Below are 19857 nucleotides of genomic sequence, written 5' to 3'. Positions count from 1 at the left end.
AGTATTGGCGAGTTTTCTTTGTTATTGAATCCGAAACTTCTTACTTTAAGTGTAATCCTTCACAAAATTGATATGAAACGGATTAGTTTAATAGGTGTTTAAATTGGGATCCTTTGTTAAATTCATGGTTCAAATAGCGCCTGGATTAATTCCCTATTTTTCATTCCAATAGAACATTTTACAGCTTTTCAAAGATGAATCAAAAACTTAATAGAGAATTCAATGAACTCATGGGATAATTGATTTAATTACAAGAATTGTAATGCTAATTATATTTTATCTATTAATGTCACATCATCTAATTAGGAGGTGAAAAAATGGATCAACACCTACATCACGTAGAACAACACTTTACTGGATCTGACTTTATTCGAGATGTTGTCATTGGTATGTCAGACGGATTAACCGTACCGTTTGCATTAGCTGCTGGATTGTCCGGTGCAGTTGATACAACAACTTTGATCCTTACTGCCGGAACCGCTGAAATTGCAGCAGGGTCTATTGCGATGGGACTCGGCGGATACTTGGCAGGGAAGACGGATGCGGAACATTACGATTCTGAACTTGCCCGTGAAAAACGCGAGGTTATCGAACTTCCAGAGCGCGAAGAAGAGGAAGTAGCTGAAATTTTTCGGGAATATGGACTCGAAGAAGCTCAAATAAAATCGATTACCGAAACCATGAAAAAGAACCCTGAAAAATGGGTGGATTTTATGATGAAATTCGAATTGGGGCTGGAGAAGCCTGAACCGACAAGGGCGAGAAACAGCGCAATTACCATTGCGTTTTCTTATATTATCGGCGGGATAATCCCTTTGTTTCCTTATTTTATCTTCAAGCATCCTGCAACCGCATTAATGGTTTCTGTAATTGTCACGCTGATTGCTTTGTTGATTTTTGGATATATAAAAGGAAGGTTCACGGGAACATCACCAATTAAGAGTGCTTTTCAAACGATGATCACTGGAGGACTTGCAGCAGCAGTCGCGTTTGGTCTAGCGAGAATTCTCACCTGACGGTTGGAATTGCGTAAGTAGTAATCGATAAATGCATGCATCCCCTGCCTTATGGTGGGGGGCAATTTGTGTAGATGAATAACGTATGCCAATTCATACGTCATTTCTTGTGCCATTTATTAAGGAAGCACCCGAAAACGGAACCCTTTAGATTTATTCTTTCAGCTTTTTTATTACGGGGAAGTGTCGAAACATGTCTCGACAGTATTTTCCCGGGAAATGGAGAAGGAATCCTTTGATTGTAAGGGTTTAATGGATTTCTAATCAAACGTTTAGTTGGTAGGGGATATTGGGGGAGGGTGTCGATGGGTGTCGTTGATGACTAATCTCGGCAGTATTCTTGTTAGTTATTGCTGGCATCATTTTACTAAAAGGCATTTGAATTCAAGTCTTGTAAGGCTTAAAACCAATTTAATTAAACGTTTGTTTAGTTTCTATATTTCTACAAAATTCTTCTGGTTTTGGTACGAAAAATCTATATGTACCAGGGTTTTAATGGAATTTAATTAAACGTTTGTTTAGTTTCTAAGTAAAATTAATCAAACGTTTGTTTAGTATGAAATGTTTATGACAAAGAAAACGAGGATAGCTATGTATCCTCGTTTTTAAAAGGCAATCATGGCTCCCCGTTCATCAAAAACAGCACTCGGATTCCATGCGACTTCCCAAAGGTTTTTTTCAGGGTCTGCAAAGTAGGCAGTACGCCCACCCCAGAAGGCGTCACTTGGTTCTCTTAGAATGACCCCGCCAGCTTTACGGATTAGTTCGATAGTTGAATCTACTTTTCCTGGCTGCTCTACATTTATAGCAAATGTCACGGGGTGAAAAGTTTCAGGAGATTTTGGCAATTCAACGCCAGCATCCTTTGCCAGCTCTGCTATTGGAAAAAGTGTAAGCAGGACGCCGGCAGTTTTAAAGACAGCATATGTATCAGAGCTGGTCTCCGTTTCCTCCCAGCCCAGGGATTTGTAAAAAGCTCGAAGAACCGGTAAGTCATATGCACCGATCGTTAATAAGCTAATTCTTTGTGGGACCATCGTTTATTCCTCCATTTTATTATTGTTATTATTATTGTTCTTCATATGCGGATTGTCTCCCTCTTTATTTTCCTATTTATTTTCATAGGGAAACCTCCCAAAAACGAAAACAGTAAGATTTTAGAGTATAAGTCTTTTCGATAGTTTATTCTTTATTCTAAATGGTAAGATTTAGGTAAGGGATATCATAAGGATGCGAGGCTGAGGAATGACTATTTATATTGGGCTGTTACGGGGTATTAATGTTGGCGGGCATCACAAAATTAAGATGGCAGACTTAAAAAACCTATTAGAATCGCTGGGATTACAAAAAGTGAAGACATATATTCAAAGTGGTAATGTTTTATTTGAATCAGTAGAGGAAGCAGAACAACTTAGTAAGAAAATTGAGGAAGAACTAAATAATACCTTTGGTTTTCCAGTGCCGGTCGTTATAAGAACCGCGGAGGAACTACAACAGATTATCCAGGATTGCCCATATTCAACGGATATGTTAAGTGAAGGGGAAAGTGTCCAAGTTGCCTTTTTGGGAGGAGAACCTTCTAGAGAGGGTATCAACCACATGTACAGCTATAACAATGATTTAGAAGAGTGTAAAATTAAGGGGAAAGAAGTTTACTTCTACTTCCGTAAGAGTATCAGGGATTCTATGCTGGCAACACAGCTTCCCAAACTTCGCGTACCGGCAACTGTACGTAATTGGAAGACGGTTTTGAAGCTAGAGGATCTCTCAAAATCATTTTAAAAAGAGGTGCATACGAACATGAATTTAAATGAATGGTATCAAAAAGGGTTGAGTTCTGACGAGTACATCCACTCAATGAAGCAAAATAAAGAAGAAATGCTGACTATTTATGAGAAGTTTAACTTAACGGCCGAGGATCAAGGCAGGCTGGGAGCTTTAAAGGAGCAACAATTAAGGGTTATTGCACTGTCAGAGGATTGGTGCGGTGATGCGCTGCTCAATAACCCTGTTTTGATGAAGATTGCCGAGGCAGCGGGGATGGAACTTCGTTTTGTCCTTCGTGATCAAAACCTAGAATTAATGGACCAATATTTAACTAACGGCACATCCCGAGCGATTCCTATTTATGTTTTTATAAATAAGAAAGGTGAAGAAGTGGCGGTTTGGGGGCCGAGGGCAGCAGAGATGCAGGTGCTTGTGATGGAAAGGCGTGCAGGACTTCCGGACAAGGACGCACCAGATTTCCAAGAGAAGCAAATGGCGATGTATAAGCAGCTAAGAGATTCATATCTAACCAACGCTGCAATTTGGCAAACGGTTGCTGATAGCATCATATCTAAACTTTTATAAAAAAGAAGAGGGGACTTTAATTAGAAGGCCCCCCTTTTTAGTTACATCTTATAGCCGCCGCCGTTCTTTGGTGGAATGCGATCGTTTATCAGTTTTTTATCATTAATCTTCGGTTCAATGCCAAGGATGAAATTACGTATGTTGGAGCGGTGAAGATACAGTAAAAACAGTGAAAACACTAAGAAGATAAGTTCTAATTCCAGTTTAGGAGAGATAAGGGCATAAGCAAACATGCTAAGGCCAACAGAGATGGAGCCAATAAATACATATTTTGTTAGAAAGATTACTAAGAAAAAGCATACATAGGCGATGACCAGTAAAGGGATATTCGAAATCAACAGAGCACCAGCTGTAGTTGCAATCGCTTTGCCGCCTCGAAAACCTGCGAAAATGGGAAAACAATGACCAATGACTGCTGATAGGCCGAAGTATAGCGGCTCTGCATCAAGCTGAAAGTAGATTGGCAGATAAGCAGCTAATGAGCCTTTTGCCAGATCAATGAGGAGCACAACCACTGCCCATTTCTTACCGAGGACTCTAAGGGTGTTGGTGGCGCCGGGGTTTTTACTTCCGAGCTCGCGGATATCGACCCCGAAGAATAGCTTGCCCACAATTAGTGCGGTGGGGATGCTTCCAATTAAGTAGGAAGCTAAAAGCAGCGACCAAAACATTTACATCATTCCCTCATAACATATTTCTAATAGCATTCTAACATACTAGAGTGGTATTATTTTTATTTTGGTAAATTATCACAATTAGGAAGAAAAGGGAGTTCTCTATATGAAGCCGACAGATTTTGGCCAAGTTGCTAATAGCTATGCGCGTTCATGAGAAGATATACCTGTGAAATTAATGGTAGTCTCCAGTTGTAGAATCGGTTTCTTGGATAGGGAATCTGGATGAACCAGCTCGAAATGAAGCTCTCAAGGAATTGTTTAGCTCCATTTCTGAGAGGGAGCCGTTCAAGATACCGCATGAGTGTAGTTTGTATTTTACGATTATCACAATAGAAACGTTAGAGACGTGTGAGGATATTCCTCCACGTTTTTTTATTTGGGTTAATTAATGGGGGGATCCAGACTTTTACATTAGTCATGTTATGATGAAAAAAATCTTATAAATTTTTTAAAATATGTGTAGGGTTAATTCAGATAAGTTTCGTCTATTGTTGTGAAAGAAAAAAAGAAAGGGGGGGAGAACGATTAGTGACACAGTCTTAATTGAAAAAGTACTCGAGGGCAATGATCATGCCTTTCGTCTTTTGGTCGAGAAGTATCGCAATGATGTGTTCCGGACTGTCTTTGCGGTTCTTCGCGATCAAAAGGAGGCAGAAGACGCTGCCCAGGAAGTATTTATGAAAATTTACTCCTCTCTCCCCCAGTATGGAAATCAAGGGTTTAAAACGTGGATGACGCGGATTGCCGTTAACCATGCAATAGATGTTAAACGAAAACAGGCAAGACGAAGAGAGGATGTTGTGGAGGCACTCGAACAGCAGGTGCTGGGGACGCCAAAGGATAGTGTGGAAAAAGAAGTTATCGCCCAGGACCAGCGCCGCCTTGTTCAAAAAAAGCTGAATGAAGTTCCGGAGAATTACAGGGATGTGATTTACGGTTTTTACATAGCTGAAAAAAGCTATCAGCAAATGGCCGAGGAACAAAATGTTCAGGTGAAAACGATTGAGACCAAGTTGTACCGAGCGAGAAACTGGATAAAAAAGAATTGGAAGGAGGACGATTTTTCATGAAGCATTACAGTTACGAAGAATGGCAGCATTATGTGAAGGACGAACTTAGTGAAGACCGCCGCGAAGATTTGGAAAGTCATCTCTATACATGTGATCAGTGTCTAGAAGTTTACTTACAAGCTGTAACAGCAAATGAAACCTCCCTGCCAGTCCTTCCAGACGAACCAAATTTCACCGACCGTGTAATGGAAATGGGACCTTTCACAAATAAGAACATTAACAATGTGGAAATAGTTTTCTCGGTGCCTGTCACCCATAGTACTTTTAAGGGTGTGGAAATGGTGAATTCGGTGCCTGGCACCGAAAGGAAGCCGTTGTATCAGAGGGCAGGTTTTCATTATTTGCTGGCAGCGGCTGCGACTTTGCTTCTAATGTTTTCGGGGGCGTTTCAATCGCTTGCAACGTATGCTGGTTCTTTAGAGAAACCGATGATTCAGGAAAGGAAACCTAAGCCTTCTGTGACGGAAGGAGTTATTAATAAAACATTTGCATGGATGGATTCACTAGAAAAAAAGGAGGCAAATAAGAAATGAAAAGTTCAACCAAGGCATTAACACTATCCCTTTTTCCTGGCCTCGGACATATTTATTTCGGTAATATGGTGCGCGGGGTTCTGTATTTACTTTCGGTTGTTGGCCTGGCATTCGTTACCGTAATAGCCTTAATGAATAACACTCCAGAGGTTGCCATCTTAGCATTCATGGCGGGAATCTTTATTTATTTGATCAGTTTTATCGATATGGGCGTACAGGTCTCAAAACAAAAGAAGGCACGTCTCGCTGAAGGGGACACTGACCCTCAGAATCCTAACAAGGCTGCCCAAGACTCAGAGCGCTTTTATACGATTGTCCTCTCCTTTATCCCAGGACTTGGACACTTCCAAATTGGCCTTATGAATAGAGGATTAACGCTGCTAGGAGCGTTTCTAGGACTGGCTGTCATGGTCATCTTTGTAACATCCATGTCCAACCGCAGCGAGTTTATGGTTTTCTTGGCAGGACTGCCGATTATCTGGGTATATGGATTTTTTGATGCCGTTCAGCAAGTAAATAAAAAGCAGCGTGGAGAAGAGCTGATTGACCGAACAATCTTTGAGGACTTTGAAATGCGCCGGGAGGACGGAAAAAAGAGTAAATCGATTGCAACCTTTCTTTCGATTTTCCCTGGAGCGGGACACCTATATTTAGGCTTGCAGCGCCGCGGAATCCAGTTAATGGCTGCGTTCTTGTTCTCGATTTATATCTTAGACGTATTAAGACTGGGAATCTTCTTGTTCTTAATCCCGATCATTTGGTTCTATAGCTTCTTTGATGCCATGCAGAAGGTTTCAAGGTATGGGGTAGAAAAGGTCGAAGATGAACCAATTATCGCTTACTTCCTTAACCATCAAAAGTGGGTTGGAATCGGGCTTGTCTTGTTAGGGGTTTATTATTTATTGATGAACATCCTGCTGCCCGCCTTCTCACCGTTTATCAATCGATTAATCAATGTAGATATCATGTATTGGATTCAAGGCTATTTCCAAACCGCTCTTGTCTGTGTGTTGTTAATTGGCGGCGGAATCAAGCTTTTATCTGGCAGTAAACAAAAGAGGGAGGCAAAAAGCCATGAGTAAGTGGGGAAGCAGGATGGCTGGTGTAGTACTGATTGGAGCCGGAATTGGGTTTCTTTTTAGAAAAAGAAAGGGGGAGCATAAAGAATGAGGACTTGGCGCGTTGGAACGTTTTCAATGGGGGCCTCCCTTATTTTCCTAGGCCTCTTCCTTTTCTTTTCAAAGTTCCTCGGTTTAAACTTAGCGGAGGTGCTGATGGCTTGGTGGCCGGTATTACTAGTGGTTTTGGGGGTTGAAATTTTAGTCTATTTATTTCTTTCAAGACAGGAACAGCCCATATTAAAATATGATTTTCTAAGTATCTTCTTTGTCGGATTAATTGGTACTGCAGGTATTATCTTTGCGGTTATTAGCTCAGCAGGTGTGATGGGCAAGGTAGAAGAGGTGATGGCAAAAGAAGTCCGTTCCTATGATCTCCCGGCTTTTTCGTATAAAACGGATGACAGTATAAAACGTGTAGTAGTCAGATCTGTTGGGTATGATATGACGGTTGAGGCAACAGAAGACAAAGCGGTCTCGATGTTTGGCACATACAGAGTAGAAACGGCGAAAAAAACAGCTTTGCTAAAGAATGCGGACGATATTGTTATGGCCAATCAGAAGGGGGACACGCTCTATCTGAATTTTAAAATGCTGCCTGACGAAATGGGTCCGTTTAATTCACAGGGGATCGTGGCAGCAACTATTCTGGTTCCTAACAATGTAAAACTAGAAGTGGTAGGAAATAATAATTCACTTAGTCTTAAACCTCGCACTCTTGTGAACGACTGGAATATTGAAAGTTCATCAGCTGTAACGGTGAATGTGATGAAAAATAGTAATATGACGGTAGAGACCGTTGGTGTTGACCAACTGAGTGGGAAAGAGTGGAAAATCACAGAGGAACCGAAGGGCGAAGAGCATGATGCTGCTGGGCCAAAAAGCGCGGTATATCAATCTGGTGAGGGAAAATACCTGATTCATATTAGCAATGCGTATGAGGTTAAGCTGAACATAAATCAATAATCAGTTTACCAATATATTTGTAAGCTTGAATAATAATTGGTAGAATATAGAACTGACAACGCCAATTGTTATTTAATAAATAGGATGATGATTAATGAAAAGAGCACGACTGATATATAATCCTACTTCAGGACGGGAAATTCTGAAGAAGAATTTACCGGAAATCCTTGAAAAACTAGAAATCGCCGGCTATGAGGCATCCTGCCATGCTACAACAGGTGCAGGAGATGCAACGCAGGCGGCACGGCTGGCAGTGGAACGTCAGTACGATGTAGTCATTGCTGCAGGCGGCGATGGAACCATACATGAAGTAGTAAACGGCCTCGCTGAACAAGAATATCGACCAAAATTAGGAATTATTCCAGCAGGAACAACCAATGATTTTGCCCGAGCCCTCCAAATTCCAAGAGATATCGGAATGGCAGTGGATATCATTACAAAAGGGGAACTAATTCCCGTAGACATTGGCCGGATTAATGATCGTTATTTTATTAATATTGCTGGCGGCGGCCGGATAACCGAGATTACATATGAAGTGCCAAGCAAACTAAAGACCATGCTCGGGCAGCTTGCCTACTATTTAAAAGGAATGGAAATGCTACCGTCCATTAAAGCGTCAGATCTTCGGATTGAATATGATGGAAAGCTGTTTGAGGGGGAAGCCATGATGTTCCTTGTCGGGCTGACCAACTCAATCGGTGGATTTGAAAAGCTGGCACCGGACGCTTCGATTAATGATGGTTTATTCTCTTTGTTAATTTTGAAAAAGGTAAATCTGGCTGAGTTTATCCGGATTTCGTCACTAGCAGTTCGCGGTGAACATGTAAACGATCCAAATGTGATTTATACACAGGCTAATCGAATTAAGGTTTATTCCAGCGAAAAGGTCCAATTAAATTTAGACGGTGAATTTGGCGGTCTGCTTCCGGCAGAGTTTGAAAATCTATACCGTCATTTAGAAGTGTTTGTGCCTCTAGATGATATCCGTCCGAATGACCGTCCGACAGATTGGGTTACAGGTCAAAGATATAGTTAAGAAAAGCGCAAGCGCCTTGATTAGCCCCGACAAGCATAAGCCAATCCGGCCGAAAGGTTGCTTTTTAACCTTTTGAACGGATTGGCTGTAGACCATCGAGGGGCTAGGCGCTGGAGCTAGACAATTTTCAAAGTCAAAAACTTTTATACTTTCTTATCTTATAAGAAAAGTCCGTTCCTCGTGGAGCGGACTTTTTTCCACATTCTGTGTATAATGAGTGAAAGACTTTTTTAAGGAGGAATCCAGAAATGAGAGCCTTAATTAATATTGATTATACATATGATTTTGTTGCAGATGCCGGAGCATTAACCTGCGGGGTACCAGGGCAGCAGATTGAAGATGAAATTGTCGAGCTCACCAAGGAATTTATTGAAAATGGCGATTATGTGGTATTTGCCATTGATGTTCATGACAAGGGCGATCAATACCACCCGGAAACGAAATTATTCCCGCCCCATAATCTGAGAGGAACGGCTGGCCGTGATTTGTTCGGCGCTCTTCAGGGGGTGTACGATGATAATAAACAGCTTGAGAATGTGGCCTATATGGATAAAACCCGTTATTCCGCCTTTGCGGGAACAGACCTTGAAATTAAACTGCGTGAGCGTGAAATCACTGAGGTGCATCTTGTGGGCGTTTGTACAGATATCTGTGTGCTTCATACCGCGGTCGATGCCTATAATAAGGGATTCAATATTGTTGTCTATAAGGATGCTGTTGCATCTTTTAATCAAGCGGGTCATGAATGGGCGCTCGAGCACTTCGCACAATCCCTCGCTGCTATGGTGAAATAGATTTTTAAATGTTATGATAAGTTATATTTTTATTAAGCTGTAATAGTATTCCGGAGGTTTTATGATGAAACACATTTATCATGATGATAGTTTATCTCTGCATACCGATTTGTATCAGATTAATATGGCAGAGACGTATTGGAGAGATGGCATACATAATAAACGTGCGGTATTTGAGCTGTTTTTCCGCAAGCTGCCATTTGGAAATGGCTATGCTGTTTTCGCTGGCCTAGAAAAAGTGATTCAATTTATCCAAGGGTTTCGTTTTAGTGAAGAAGACCTTGAGTATTTGAAAAATGAAGTGGGTTACAAGGATGATTTCCTCGACTATTTAAAAAATATGCGTTTCACCGGGACGATTCGTTCTATGCAAGAAGGCGAGCTCGTCTTTGGTAATGAACCTATCTTACGGGTGGATGCACCGCTAGGCGAGGCGCAAATCATTGAAACAGCGTTACTTAACATTGTGAACTATCAAACATTAATTGCGACCAAGGCATCTAGAATGAAGCAGGTTGTTGGTGATGCGGTGGCGATGGAATTTGGAACAAGACGGGCACAGGAGATGGATGCAGCCATTTGGGGAACGAGAGCAGCCTATCTGGCAGGCTTTGACTCGACCAGTAACGTGCGTGCAGGAAAACTATTCGGCGTTCCGGTTTCTGGTACACATGCGCATGCTATGGTCCAAGCCTATAAGGATGAATATACAGCTTTTCACAAATATGCGGAAACACATAAAGATTGTGTCTTTTTAGTGGATACATATGATACTCTTCGCCTTGGAGTGCCAAATGCCATCAAGGTGGCAAGAGAGTTGGGCGATAAGATTAATTTCATCGGCATTCGCCTTGATAGCGGTGACCTTGCTTATCTATCCAAAGAGGCTCGTAAAATGCTGGATGAAGCTGGTTTTCCAGACGCGAAAATTGTAGCATCAAGTGACCTTGATGAGTATACGATTATGAGTTTGAAAGGGCAAGGGGCAAGGATTGACAGCTGGGGAATTGGGACCAAGTTGATCACGGCCTATGATCAGGCTGCCCTTGGTGCGGTATATAAAATTGTGGCGATTGAAGATGGAAATGGTGAATTAGAGGATACCATTAAAATTTCCTCTAATCCGGTGAAGGTGACGACTCCGGGGATGAAAAAAATTTACCGGATTATTAATAATACCAATAACCATGCCGAAGGGGATTATATTACGATGGAAGATGAAGTGCTGCCGGAAAAACGGCTGCGCATGTTCCACCCAACGCATACGTTTATTAATAAAGTGGTAACGAACTTTACGGCAAAAGAACTCCAGGTGGACATATTTACTAACGGAGAGCTTGTATATGAAGTCCCTTGTTTGGAAGAGTCTCGTGACTATTTAAAGCAAAACCTTGATAGTCTTTGGGATGAATATAAGCGTACGATGAATCCGGAAGAGTATCCCGTTGACTTGAGTCAAAAGTGTTGGGATAACAAGATGAGAAATATTGAAGAGGTAAAAGAAAAAGTGGCTGCGATGAAAGCAGAGGAATAATGTTTAGGACGTCCTGAAATTGGGGCGTCCTTCTTAATGGCTGAAAATACACAACTCCGCGGAAATATGTTCAGATTCGACGGGAAAATTAGAATTTTAGGCGGAATAAAGGTAAAATCGACGGAATTAATAAGGATTGACGTGGAATTATCACAGAACCCGCGGAATCGCGTCACCTCATAAGCATCATTTCGTGTTCCAACCCAATGTATGTTACAATCTTTCTAGTCAATTCGGAGAAAAGGAAGAAATAAATGAACAAAACGATCCCAGTAACTAAAAATGAATTTATAGATGTAGTGTTTGAGGATTTAACCCATGACGGGGCAGGAGTAGCAAAGGTAGATGGGTATCCATTATTTGTCCCAAACGGTTTACCCGATGAAAAGGCTAAAGTGAAGGTAATCAAAACCGGTAAAAGCTATGGTTTTGGAAGATTAATCGAGCTTTATGAAAAAAGCCCGTACCGGGTTGAAATTCCGAGTAGTGAACGTCATAAATACGGCGGTTGCCAGCTCGAGCATATCAGCTATGAAGGCCAGCTAAAATATAAGGAAAATCAAGTCCGTGAAGTGCTAACTCGAATCGGCAAACTTGAAGATGTCATCGTTCATCCGATCCTTGGTATGGAAAATCCTTGGCATTATCGAAATAAAGCACAGGTGCCCGTTGGCGAAAAAGACGGCCAACTGATTGCTGGTTTTTTTAAACCAAGGAGTCATGAAATTGTCGATACCGATGAAAGCCTAATCCAGTTGCCGGAAATTAATGAGGCCGTTCAGACAATCAAAGAGATCTGCAGCAGGCTTGCTATCCCTGCTTATCAGGAGGAATCACATAAAGGAGTCCTCCGTCATATTATGGCACGCTTCGGAAAGCAGACGGGCGAGCTTATGGTTGTGCTGATTACGAGAACCGCAGAATTACCACAAAAAGATAAGCTGGTTGAAGAAATCATAGCACGGCTGCCAAAGGTGAAATCAATTGTTCACAATGTAAACTCTAAACGTACTAATGTTATATTGGGTGAAAAGACGAAGGTTTTATGGGGAAGTGAGATCATTTACGATTATATTGGCGAAGTGAAATTTGCCATCTCCGCTTTGTCGTTTTACCAAGTTAATCCTGTCCAAACAAAGGTGCTTTATGACATGGCCCTGGAGTATGCTGATTTGAGTGGTGAAGAAACCGTAATTGATGCTTATTGCGGAATCGGGACGATTTCTTTATTTTTAGCACAAAAGGCTAAAAAAGTTTTCGGAGTAGAAGTGGTGCCAGAAGCGATTGAAGATGCCAAGCGAAATGCGGAGTTGAATGGACTAGCCAATGCCGAGTTTGCTGCCGGAGAAGCAGAGGTTGTGATTCCAAAGTGGTACAAGGAAGGTAATATTGCGGATGTGCTCGTGGTTGACCCGCCTCGTAAAGGCTGTGATGAGGCGTTGCTGCAGACAATTATTGATATGAAGCCTAAGAAAGTGGTCTATGTATCCTGTAATCCTGCGACGCTCGCCAGGGATTTACGAATCCTTGAGGATGGCGGCTACAAAACGGTTGAGGTGCAGCCGGTTGATATGTTCCCAATGACTACACACGTCGAATGCGTCTCGGCTATGATTTTAAAAGAAGATGCAGGAACCCAGTAAGGGATTTCCTGCTTCTATTCAATTTTGGGACCACAAACGAGGAGTTACTCCCTAAATGGAGAAACTCCTTTTTCCCATTTAGTTTTATTTTAGAATTTATACTTCAATTTTTCTTTTTCAAAACTACTTTCACTTTTCTCAAATCGAAGCCCTTACTTGTGTTTACTTCTAAGTTTTACTTAGTCAGAGTGTTCCACTAATAAGTAATAAGTATAACGTATTCTAATCTTCGAAAAAAATAGTTTTTTTATTTTAATTTATTAATTTTAAAATTTTCGCAATTATTCCGAAATTCATATTGTAAATTGGTAAAATAGCACATATAATCAAAAATGAGCATAAAAAACCAAATTCATTCAAAAATGATCTAAAACGGTCAAATGTCGCATTTCAAATGAATTGGAGGGAAACGATTCTATGTACGGTATAGAAAGAAAATCGGCCATATTAGAGTTACTAAACAAGAATGCTAGAGTTGATGTACAAGAATTAAGTCAGCACTTCGACTTGTCTGAATCAACAATTCGTAGGGACTTAAAGGAACTAGAGGAAGCACAATTGTTAAAAAGAACGCATGGTGGGGCTGTCTTGTTCAAAAGTGTGACCTTCGAACCGACTTACATTGAAAAAGAAGTGCAGTTTCAAAAAGAGAAAAGGGCTATTGCAAAGGAAGCGGCTAAACTTATTGAGAACGGTGAAAGTATCTTGCTCGATTCGGGTACGACAACTTATTATCTTGCTCAAGAACTAAGAAACTTTTCGAGCTTACAGGTGGTTACCAATTCAATATTATGTGCCAACGAATTAAAGGATGTATCTGGAATTGAAGTCTTATTATGTGGTGGTTCTTTGCGTTCAGAAACACTAGCGTTGGTTGGTCCATTGGCTGAAAACAGCTTTAATCAAATTTGTGTAGACAAATCGTTTATTGCTACGAATGGCGTTGATGTAGAAAATGGCTTAACAACCCCAAATTTAATTGAGGCATCAACGAAAAAGAAAATGATTGATTGTGCGGAAAAGGTTATTCTCATTACTGATCATACTAAAATAGGTCAAGTAAGTTTTGCGAAGTTTGCGGATATTCATGAGATAAATTATTTAATAACCGATAATGCTGCACAAAAGACCGTACTTAACCGCATTGAGGAATCAGGAATTTCTGTTCGAGTAGTCTGACTTTTCCCCCATAGGTAAGGATCTACTATCAGATAAAAGCAAAAAATGAAGGCGCTTAATGAAAGCGTTTTTAAAAAATATCCACACTATTTTTAGGAGGTGATGCTTATAGAGTTGTGAAAATAATAGAAGAGATTTTAAACGTTTTAATTAACTTGTTTTTTGGGTGAGAAAAACGAAAGAATCACAAAAAAGGTTACGATTTAGGGCAACCACGACCAAATGGAAAAAAGCCCAAAATCATAACCCAGCCTGAGTATATCTAAAATTAATACTAATTTTAGCACTCATTTTTTATACTACGGTATTACAGATTTTATTACAAGAATTGTGTTTTGCTATAAGTATCTATTACTTTACAAAACTATATTTAGGAGGAATTACCAACCATGAAAAACTTTAAAATTTTTAACATAGTATTATTAATTTTAACTTTATGCTTTTTAGGTGCATGCAGCAATAATGAAAGCGCTTCTAATGGAGGTAAAACAGATAACAAGTCTAATACTGAAAAAAAGCTAAAGATTGGTTTAACAGTTCCAAATTTAAGTAATCCATTCTTTGTAGCGATGTCTAAAGGGGCTAAAGAAGTTGCTTCTAAGTATAATGCTGAAGTAACGACTGTAAGTGCGGATCAAGATCTTGCTAAACAAACTGCACAAATTGAAGACTTTATCACAAAAAAAGTTGATTTAATATTATTAAGCCCATTTGATTCTGCTGGTATTGCTGGTGCAGTTAGTGAGGCAAAAGCAGCAGGTATTCCGGTTGTTGCTCTTGATGGATTTGCAGAAGGAGGCATTGACTCAGTGGTTATGTCTGATAACGTTCAAGCAGGTAAATTAGCTGCGGAGTACCTTGTAAAACAACTTAATGGAAAAGGTAATATTGTTATTATTGATGGACCTCCTGTTTCAGCAGTGACAGACCGAATTAAAGGTTTTAACGAAGTAATTAAAAAATATCCAGATATCAAGGTTGTTGCTAAACAAAATGGTGAGGGTAATCGTGAAAAGGCTCTTACCGTAATGGAAGGTACACTAACAGCAAACAAAAAAATCGATGCAGTATTTACAATAAATGATGAAGAGGCTGTTGGAGTACAAATTGCTCAAGAACAAGCTAGTAGACAAAATGAATTCTTTGTCGTAAGTGTTGACGGTGCGCCTTCTGCGGTTGATGCGTTGAAAAAAGGCGGAAGCTTTGCTGGTACTTCAGCACAATTCCCGAATCAAATGGTTATTGATGGTGTTGCTTTAGCATTAAAAGTCATTGATGGAAAGAAAGTTGACTCAAAAGTTCTTATTCCAACTAAATTTATCACTAAAGATAATGTTGATTCCTATAGTGGCTGGTAATTGATTTCCCTCTAGTGGAGGTAAAATATGGTGCTCTATCTGGAGCACTATATTTATATCCTAGTAAAATAGGGCTTAAAAAGAGACTTAGGGAGTGGCACTAATGGCAGTATTTCAGGTTCAAGAACAAATAAATCGTCGTCTACCAGAGAGTCAGTTACCCATCCTTAGGATGAAGGCGGTTACGAAGAAGTTTTCCGGTGTCAAGGTGTTGCAAAACGTTAATATCGAACTCTATAAAGGGGAAGTTCATGCCTTGATGGGGGAGAATGGTGCAGGAAAATCTACTTTAATGAAGATCATGGCCGGAGTGTATCAGCCTGATGGAGGAACGATTGAATATAAAAGTCAAGAAGTACATTGGAATAATCCAATGGAGGCAAGAAATAATGGGATCAGTGTTATTCACCAAGAAATAAGCCTTTCACCTAATCTGTCCATTGGTGAGAATATTATGATGGGGACAACATTTAAGAAAAATAGGCTGGGCCTAATAAAATGGAATGATATTTATGAAAATGCTGCCCAAGTTTTAAAATCCATAGGATCTTCCTTGGATCCTCGAGCGGATGTTTCCACCTTAAGTGTGGCCCAACAACAAATGGTAGAGATTGCTCGAGCTTTATCACTTAATTCTGAGATTTTAATTATGGATGAACCGACGGCATCTCTGACAGATAAAGAAATAGAAAAGCTTTTTGGCATCATTGAAGGATTAAGAAGAAAAGGCGTAGCTATTGTTTATATCTCTCATCGAATGGATGAGATTTTTAAAATTTCAAATCGCTTTACAGTTCTTAGAGACGGTCATTGGGTTACAAGTGGACCAATTTCGGATACAAATCCCGAGAATCTAGTAAAACTAATGGTAGGAAGAGAGTTAAATGAGCTATTTGTAAGAGAAAGAATTAAAAGTAATGTTAGGTCTGAACAAAAACCAGTCCTTGAGTTAAAAAATGTCTCTGACAAGAAGTTTGTAAAGGGAATATCGCTGAAAATCTACCCTGGTGAAATTGTGGGCTTAGCAGGCCTTGTCGGTGCGGGACGGACTGAGCTGATAAGAACTATCTTTGGACTATCCGAACTGTCAGAGGGTCAAATAATTTTGGATGGCCAGCAGGTTCATATAAAAAGTCCGATTGACGCAATAAAACTTGGCATTGCTCATGTTCCTGAAAGCAGGAAGGAACAGGGGTTATTGCCAAACTTATCCGTAAAAGAAAATATACTGATGGCACAATTGCCAGCCTATCGTAAATTTAAACTATTGCAGTATAAGCAAATGAATCGTGATGCGGATCGATACATTAAAGAACTTGGAGTAAGAACGGCATCAAAGGAACAAAATGTTATGGGCCTTAGCGGGGGAAATCAACAAAAGGTTGTTATTGCTAAATGGTTATCTATTGGTCCTAAAATACTGCTGCTTGACGAACCGACCCGTGGTGTAGACATAGGTGCAAAGACTGAGATTCATAAAATCATAAGTAAATTAGCAGAACAAGGGCTAGCTGTATTGATGATTTCTTCTGAATTACCAGAAGTATTAGGAGTTAGTGATCGGATTTTAGTGATTCATGAGGGTAAACTAAGAGCTGAACTATCTCGTGATGAAGCTACACAAGAAAAAATTATGTACTATGCTACAGGAGAGGTTAAATAATGAATACAAACTTACAAATGTCAAGTCCATCCGTAGTTTCATTCAAGGCACGGTCAAAACAGATTTTTAATCAGCTGGGCATGGTAATAATTCTTGCCTTATTAATCATAGTTATGATTATTTTTGCACCGAATTTCACAGACTCAAGTAATATCTTAAACGTACTAAAGCAGAGTTCAATCACTGCCATTCTGGCAGCTGGGATGACTGTAGTTATATTAACAGGAGGAATTGATTTATCGGTAGGCTCAACCCTTGCATTGAGCGGTGTAATATCTGTATTACTATCAAATGCCGGAACTCCTCCAGTTATCGCTATGTTAGTAGGAGTTGCTGTAGGATATGTTGCTGGGGCTATTAATGGATTTTTAACAGCTGTACCTAAGTTGCCTGCCTTTATCGTGACGCTTGGAAGTATGACCTACCTGAGGGGGTTGGCTTATGTTATAACCGGCGGATATCCTGTAGTTTTGGCATCAAAGCAGTTCAAGTTCATTGGAGCAGGTCAAATTCTGGGGATTCCTACTCCAATTTATGTGATGGCAATTGTTTATATCATCATGTTAATCGTTTTAAAGTATACGATGTTCGGGCGCCATGTTTATGCTATTGGCGGTAATGAAGAAGCTGCACATCTTACAGGGATTAAAGTTAATCGCACCCTGATTAATGTATATTCGATCAGTGGCTTACTCGCCGGTGTTAGTGGCGTTGTGATGGCAGGACGTTTGTTCTCAGGGCAGCCCATGGTAGGAATAGCATTTGAGCTAGATGCGATCGCAGCTGTCGTACTAGGTGGTACTAGTTTTGTAGGGGGACGTGGCCGTATACAAGGAACTATCATTGGGGTTTTGATTGTGGCTGTGTTAACGAATGGAATGACTTTGCTTAACGTGGATTATTACTGGCAACAAGTTGTAAAAGGGATAGTTATTGTTATTGCCGTGCTTCTTGATAGATTACGAAGCAGAACTTAAATTAGTTCCATTTCAAATAAAAAGCCAGAAGAGTAGTCTTCTGGCTTAATAAATTTTAGAATATAGGAGAGGTTCAAATGTATGATGTAACAGCTCTGGGAGAGTTATTAATTGATTTAGCTCCTTATAACTCTTCTCAGCCTGGCAAAGTTGTCTTTGAAAGAAATCCTGGTGGTGCCCCGGCCAATGTATTAGCGGGCTTAACCAAATTAGGCAAGAAGACTTGTTTCATTGGTAAGGTAGGAGATGATCAATTTGGACATTATTTAAAGCAAGTTTTATTAGATACAAACATATGCTGCGAAGGATTATCCTTTACCCAAAAAGCAAATACTACGCTGGCATTTGTTCATTTAGATGAATATGGTGACCGCTCATTCAGCTTTTATCGAAATCCCGGTGCGGATACCAAGTTAACAGAGGATGACATTAATGAAAATATCGTAGCTCAAACCAAAATTTTTCATTTTGGATCTCTTTCCCTCACTAATGAACCAGCTGCCACTACCACTCTAAAGACAGTCCAATTAGCAAAAGAACAAGGGAAAGTTGTTTCCTATGATCCTAATTTAAGGGCTTTGCTTTGGAAGAATCTAGAGCATGCAAAGAAAATGATTAAAGAGGGATTGAAATATGCAAACATCGTAAAGCTTTCGGAGGAAGAGTTGGAATTCATTACTGGAAAGGCAGATTTAGAAAAAGGAACAAGACAACTCGTTGAACAGTATAACACAGAACTTATATTTGTCACTTTAGGAGCAGAAGGCTGTTTTTATCGAAAAGGGGAGAATATAGGGAAATTTAAATCCTTCAAAGTGAATCCAGTTGATACAACAGGTGCGGGAGATGGCTTCTTTAGTGGCGTTTTATATAAATATTTAGAAAAAAATAAATCTATTGCTGATTTAAACATCGATGATATGGAAGAAATTATTATATTTGGAAATGCGGTTGGAGCAATTGTCACAACAAGGAAAGGTGCAATATTAAGCATGCCTTCTATGGAAGAAGTTAAGAAACTAATGGATAATCAAAATTAGTAACTGTTTTACATGCTACTTTTTATCCAACTCTTTGATTGAAAAGAAGGCGCTAAGTCTAATATATTAATAATAGTAAAAGAGGAAGGAAGCAATTTTAAAAAAACTAGTTCTAAACATAATAGATGATGAGGTTTTAGTATGACAAATGAAAAAAAGCAGTTGTCACCAGAACAACGTGAAGAAATACTCAGCACATTGAAGGCTCGTTTTGAAAAAAACATGAATCGCCATCAAGGAATTGAATGGGCTAAAGTACAAGCAAAGCTAGAAACAAATACTGAAAAACTGTGGTCGCTTAATGAAATGGAAAGAACTGGCGGTGAACCGGATGTTATTGTTCATGATAAAGAGGCGGGCGAATACATTTTTTATGATTGTTCATCGGAAAGTCCTAAAAGCCGCAGAAGTGTTTGTTACGACCGTGAAGCACTGGAGTCAAGGAAACAGCACAAACCACAAAACAACGCTATAGATATGGCTGCTGACATGGGCATTGAGGTTTTAACGGAAGAGCAATACCGGGAGCTGCAGAAACATGGAAATTTCGATACTAAAACATCGAGCTGGGTGAAAACACCTGCTAATATTAGAAAACTCGGTGGGGCCATCTTTTGTGATCGTCGCTACAACACTGTCTTTGTGTACCACAATGGAGCAGAATCCTACTATGCTGCTAGGGGTTTCCGTGGCTCGCTAAGGGTCTAAATTTTGGTGTGAAACGCTGCCCAGTGAGGGGACAGGTGGCTTATACCCAAGGGGATGGATTTCGCCATAGGGTTATATCACCAAAACTCTTTTGTTATTTTGTATAAGAGTTATGTGATATCGCACGTCTAGTGTGTATCACAACTCATTTTAAGAAAGGCAACTGACCCATTTGGGTGTTGCCTTTCTTCGT

19 protein-coding genes are annotated in these 19857 nt (G+C 40.0%); 17 read left to right on the top strand and 2 right to left on the bottom strand.

Annotated features, from left to right (window positions below):
* Positions 1–317 precede the first annotated feature (317 nt).
* Positions 318–1016: a VIT1/CCC1 transporter family protein gene (locus AAHB15_RS20730; RefSeq protein ID WP_342043221.1), complete on the top strand. Its 699-nt coding sequence runs from the start codon at positions 318–320 to the stop codon at positions 1014–1016.
* Between the two features lie 605 nt (positions 1017–1621).
* Here AAHB15_RS20730 and AAHB15_RS20725 read toward each other — a convergent pair.
* The gene (locus AAHB15_RS20725) at positions 1622–2053 is read right to left on the bottom strand and encodes a VOC family protein (protein WP_335574323.1); all 432 of its coding nucleotides are present in this window, start codon (positions 2051–2053) and stop codon (positions 1622–1624) included.
* Positions 2054–2261: 208 nt separating this feature from the next.
* Here AAHB15_RS20725 and AAHB15_RS20720 point away from each other — a divergent pair, with 208 nt between their 5' ends.
* Entirely contained in the window at positions 2262–2798 is a 537-nt protein-coding gene (locus AAHB15_RS20720) for a DUF1697 domain-containing protein (protein ID WP_342043220.1), read from the top strand.
* A gap of 18 nt (positions 2799–2816) precedes the next feature.
* A complete protein-coding gene (locus AAHB15_RS20715; protein ID WP_342043219.1) occupies positions 2817–3368 on the top strand; it encodes a thioredoxin family protein in 552 nt (183 codons plus the stop codon).
* 41 nt (positions 3369–3409) lie between these two features.
* Here the strand turns inward: AAHB15_RS20715 and plsY are convergent, their stop codons facing one another.
* Positions 3410–4039 carry a glycerol-3-phosphate 1-O-acyltransferase PlsY gene (plsY, locus tag AAHB15_RS20710; RefSeq protein WP_098530768.1) on the bottom strand — a complete coding sequence of 210 codons (630 nt, stop codon included), beginning with the start codon at positions 4037–4039 and terminating at the stop codon, positions 3410–3412.
* Positions 4040–4569: 530 nt separating this feature from the next.
* Here plsY and AAHB15_RS20705 point away from each other — a divergent pair.
* The 14 genes from AAHB15_RS20705 to AAHB15_RS20640 all read left to right on the top strand — a co-directional run bounded on the left by AAHB15_RS20705 (position 4570) and on the right by AAHB15_RS20640 (position 19664).
* Positions 4570–5115: an RNA polymerase sigma factor gene (locus tag AAHB15_RS20705; protein ID WP_098530767.1), complete on the top strand. Its 546-nt coding sequence runs from the start codon at positions 4570–4572 to the stop codon at positions 5113–5115.
* The gene (locus AAHB15_RS20700; protein WP_342043218.1) at positions 5112–5648 is read left to right on the top strand and encodes an anti-sigma factor family protein; all 537 of its coding nucleotides are present in this window, start codon (positions 5112–5114) and stop codon (positions 5646–5648) included. The genes AAHB15_RS20705 and AAHB15_RS20700 overlap by 4 nt, the downstream gene beginning before the upstream one ends.
* Positions 5645–6730: a hypothetical protein gene (locus AAHB15_RS20695; RefSeq protein WP_098530765.1), complete on the top strand. Its 1086-nt coding sequence runs from the start codon at positions 5645–5647 to the stop codon at positions 6728–6730. The genes AAHB15_RS20700 and AAHB15_RS20695 overlap by 4 nt, the downstream gene beginning before the upstream one ends.
* Positions 6731–6814: 84 nt before the next feature.
* Positions 6815–7732, top strand: a complete 918-nt coding sequence (locus AAHB15_RS20690; protein WP_342043217.1) for a hypothetical protein — start codon at positions 6815–6817, stop codon at positions 7730–7732.
* A gap of 94 nt (positions 7733–7826) precedes the next feature.
* The gene (locus AAHB15_RS20685) at positions 7827–8768 is read left to right on the top strand and encodes a diacylglycerol kinase (RefSeq protein ID WP_098530763.1); all 942 of its coding nucleotides are present in this window, start codon (positions 7827–7829) and stop codon (positions 8766–8768) included.
* Positions 8769–9016: 248 nt separating this feature from the next.
* Positions 9017–9562 (top strand): cysteine hydrolase family protein, encoded by a 546-nt coding sequence (locus tag AAHB15_RS20680; protein ID WP_342043216.1) that lies wholly within the window; start codon positions 9017–9019, stop codon positions 9560–9562.
* Between the two features lie 64 nt (positions 9563–9626).
* Entirely contained in the window at positions 9627–11096 is a 1470-nt protein-coding gene (locus AAHB15_RS20675; RefSeq protein WP_342043223.1) for a nicotinate phosphoribosyltransferase, read from the top strand.
* A gap of 254 nt (positions 11097–11350) precedes the next feature.
* Positions 11351–12739 carry a 23S rRNA (uracil(1939)-C(5))-methyltransferase RlmD gene (rlmD, locus tag AAHB15_RS20670; protein WP_342043215.1) on the top strand — a complete coding sequence of 463 codons (1389 nt, stop codon included), beginning with the start codon at positions 11351–11353 and terminating at the stop codon, positions 12737–12739.
* A 417-nt stretch (positions 12740–13156) separates the two neighbouring features.
* Positions 13157–13918: a DeoR/GlpR family DNA-binding transcription regulator gene (locus AAHB15_RS20665; RefSeq protein ID WP_335574329.1), complete on the top strand. Its 762-nt coding sequence runs from the start codon at positions 13157–13159 to the stop codon at positions 13916–13918.
* Between the two features lie 389 nt (positions 13919–14307).
* Positions 14308–15276 carry an ABC transporter substrate-binding protein gene (locus tag AAHB15_RS20660; RefSeq protein ID WP_342043214.1) on the top strand — a complete coding sequence of 323 codons (969 nt, stop codon included), beginning with the start codon at positions 14308–14310 and terminating at the stop codon, positions 15274–15276.
* Between the two features lie 103 nt (positions 15277–15379).
* Complete coding sequence (locus tag AAHB15_RS20655; RefSeq protein ID WP_335574331.1) at positions 15380–16939, top strand: sugar ABC transporter ATP-binding protein; 1560 nt, start codon at positions 15380–15382, stop codon at positions 16937–16939.
* A gap of 17 nt (positions 16940–16956) precedes the next feature.
* Positions 16957–17916, top strand: a complete 960-nt coding sequence (locus AAHB15_RS20650) for an ABC transporter permease (RefSeq protein WP_420491200.1) — start codon at positions 16957–16959, stop codon at positions 17914–17916.
* A 77-nt stretch (positions 17917–17993) separates the two neighbouring features.
* Positions 17994–18956: a carbohydrate kinase family protein gene (locus AAHB15_RS20645; protein ID WP_335574333.1), complete on the top strand. Its 963-nt coding sequence runs from the start codon at positions 17994–17996 to the stop codon at positions 18954–18956.
* 141 nt (positions 18957–19097) lie between these two features.
* The gene (locus AAHB15_RS20640) at positions 19098–19664 is read left to right on the top strand and encodes a DUF4256 domain-containing protein (protein ID WP_335574334.1); all 567 of its coding nucleotides are present in this window, start codon (positions 19098–19100) and stop codon (positions 19662–19664) included.
* Positions 19665–19857 lie beyond the last annotated feature (193 nt).

Origin of the sequence: Bacillus sp. OTU2372, from assembly GCF_038440275.1 — a bacterium.
GTDB lineage: Bacteria > Bacillota > Bacilli > Bacillales > Cytobacillaceae > Neobacillus > Neobacillus bataviensis_B.
The sequence above is the reverse complement of the archived record's forward strand: the minus strand, read 5'-3'. Positions and strand labels throughout refer to the sequence as shown.

Coding starts and splice junctions, on each gene's coding strand:
- AAHB15_RS20725 (WP_335574323.1), bottom strand. CDS start 2,053: ATGGTCCCACAAAGAATTAGCTTATTAACGATCGGTGCATATGACTTA.
- rlmD (WP_342043215.1), top strand. CDS start 11,351: ATGAACAAAACGATCCCAGTAACTAAAAATGAATTTATAGATGTAGTG.
- AAHB15_RS20715 (WP_342043219.1), top strand. CDS start 2,817: ATGAATTTAAATGAATGGTATCAAAAAGGGTTGAGTTCTGACGAGTAC.
- AAHB15_RS20640 (WP_335574334.1), top strand. CDS start 19,098: ATGACAAATGAAAAAAAGCAGTTGTCACCAGAACAACGTGAAGAAATA.
- AAHB15_RS20700 (WP_342043218.1), top strand. CDS start 5,112: ATGAAGCATTACAGTTACGAAGAATGGCAGCATTATGTGAAGGACGAA.
- AAHB15_RS20685 (WP_098530763.1), top strand. CDS start 7,827: ATGAAAAGAGCACGACTGATATATAATCCTACTTCAGGACGGGAAATT.
- AAHB15_RS20645 (WP_335574333.1), top strand. CDS start 17,994: ATGTATGATGTAACAGCTCTGGGAGAGTTATTAATTGATTTAGCTCCT.
- AAHB15_RS20695 (WP_098530765.1), top strand. CDS start 5,645: ATGAAAAGTTCAACCAAGGCATTAACACTATCCCTTTTTCCTGGCCTC.
- AAHB15_RS20650 (WP_420491200.1), top strand. CDS start 16,957: ATGTCAAGTCCATCCGTAGTTTCATTCAAGGCACGGTCAAAACAGATT.
- AAHB15_RS20720 (WP_342043220.1), top strand. CDS start 2,262: ATGACTATTTATATTGGGCTGTTACGGGGTATTAATGTTGGCGGGCAT.
- AAHB15_RS20665 (WP_335574329.1), top strand. CDS start 13,157: ATGTACGGTATAGAAAGAAAATCGGCCATATTAGAGTTACTAAACAAG.
- AAHB15_RS20680 (WP_342043216.1), top strand. CDS start 9,017: ATGAGAGCCTTAATTAATATTGATTATACATATGATTTTGTTGCAGAT.
- AAHB15_RS20660 (WP_342043214.1), top strand. CDS start 14,308: ATGAAAAACTTTAAAATTTTTAACATAGTATTATTAATTTTAACTTTA.
- AAHB15_RS20675 (WP_342043223.1), top strand. CDS start 9,627: ATGAAACACATTTATCATGATGATAGTTTATCTCTGCATACCGATTTG.
- AAHB15_RS20690 (WP_342043217.1), top strand. CDS start 6,815: ATGAGGACTTGGCGCGTTGGAACGTTTTCAATGGGGGCCTCCCTTATT.
- AAHB15_RS20655 (WP_335574331.1), top strand. CDS start 15,380: ATGGCAGTATTTCAGGTTCAAGAACAAATAAATCGTCGTCTACCAGAG.
- AAHB15_RS20730 (WP_342043221.1), top strand. CDS start 318: ATGGATCAACACCTACATCACGTAGAACAACACTTTACTGGATCTGAC.
- plsY (WP_098530768.1), bottom strand. CDS start 4,039: ATGTTTTGGTCGCTGCTTTTAGCTTCCTACTTAATTGGAAGCATCCCC.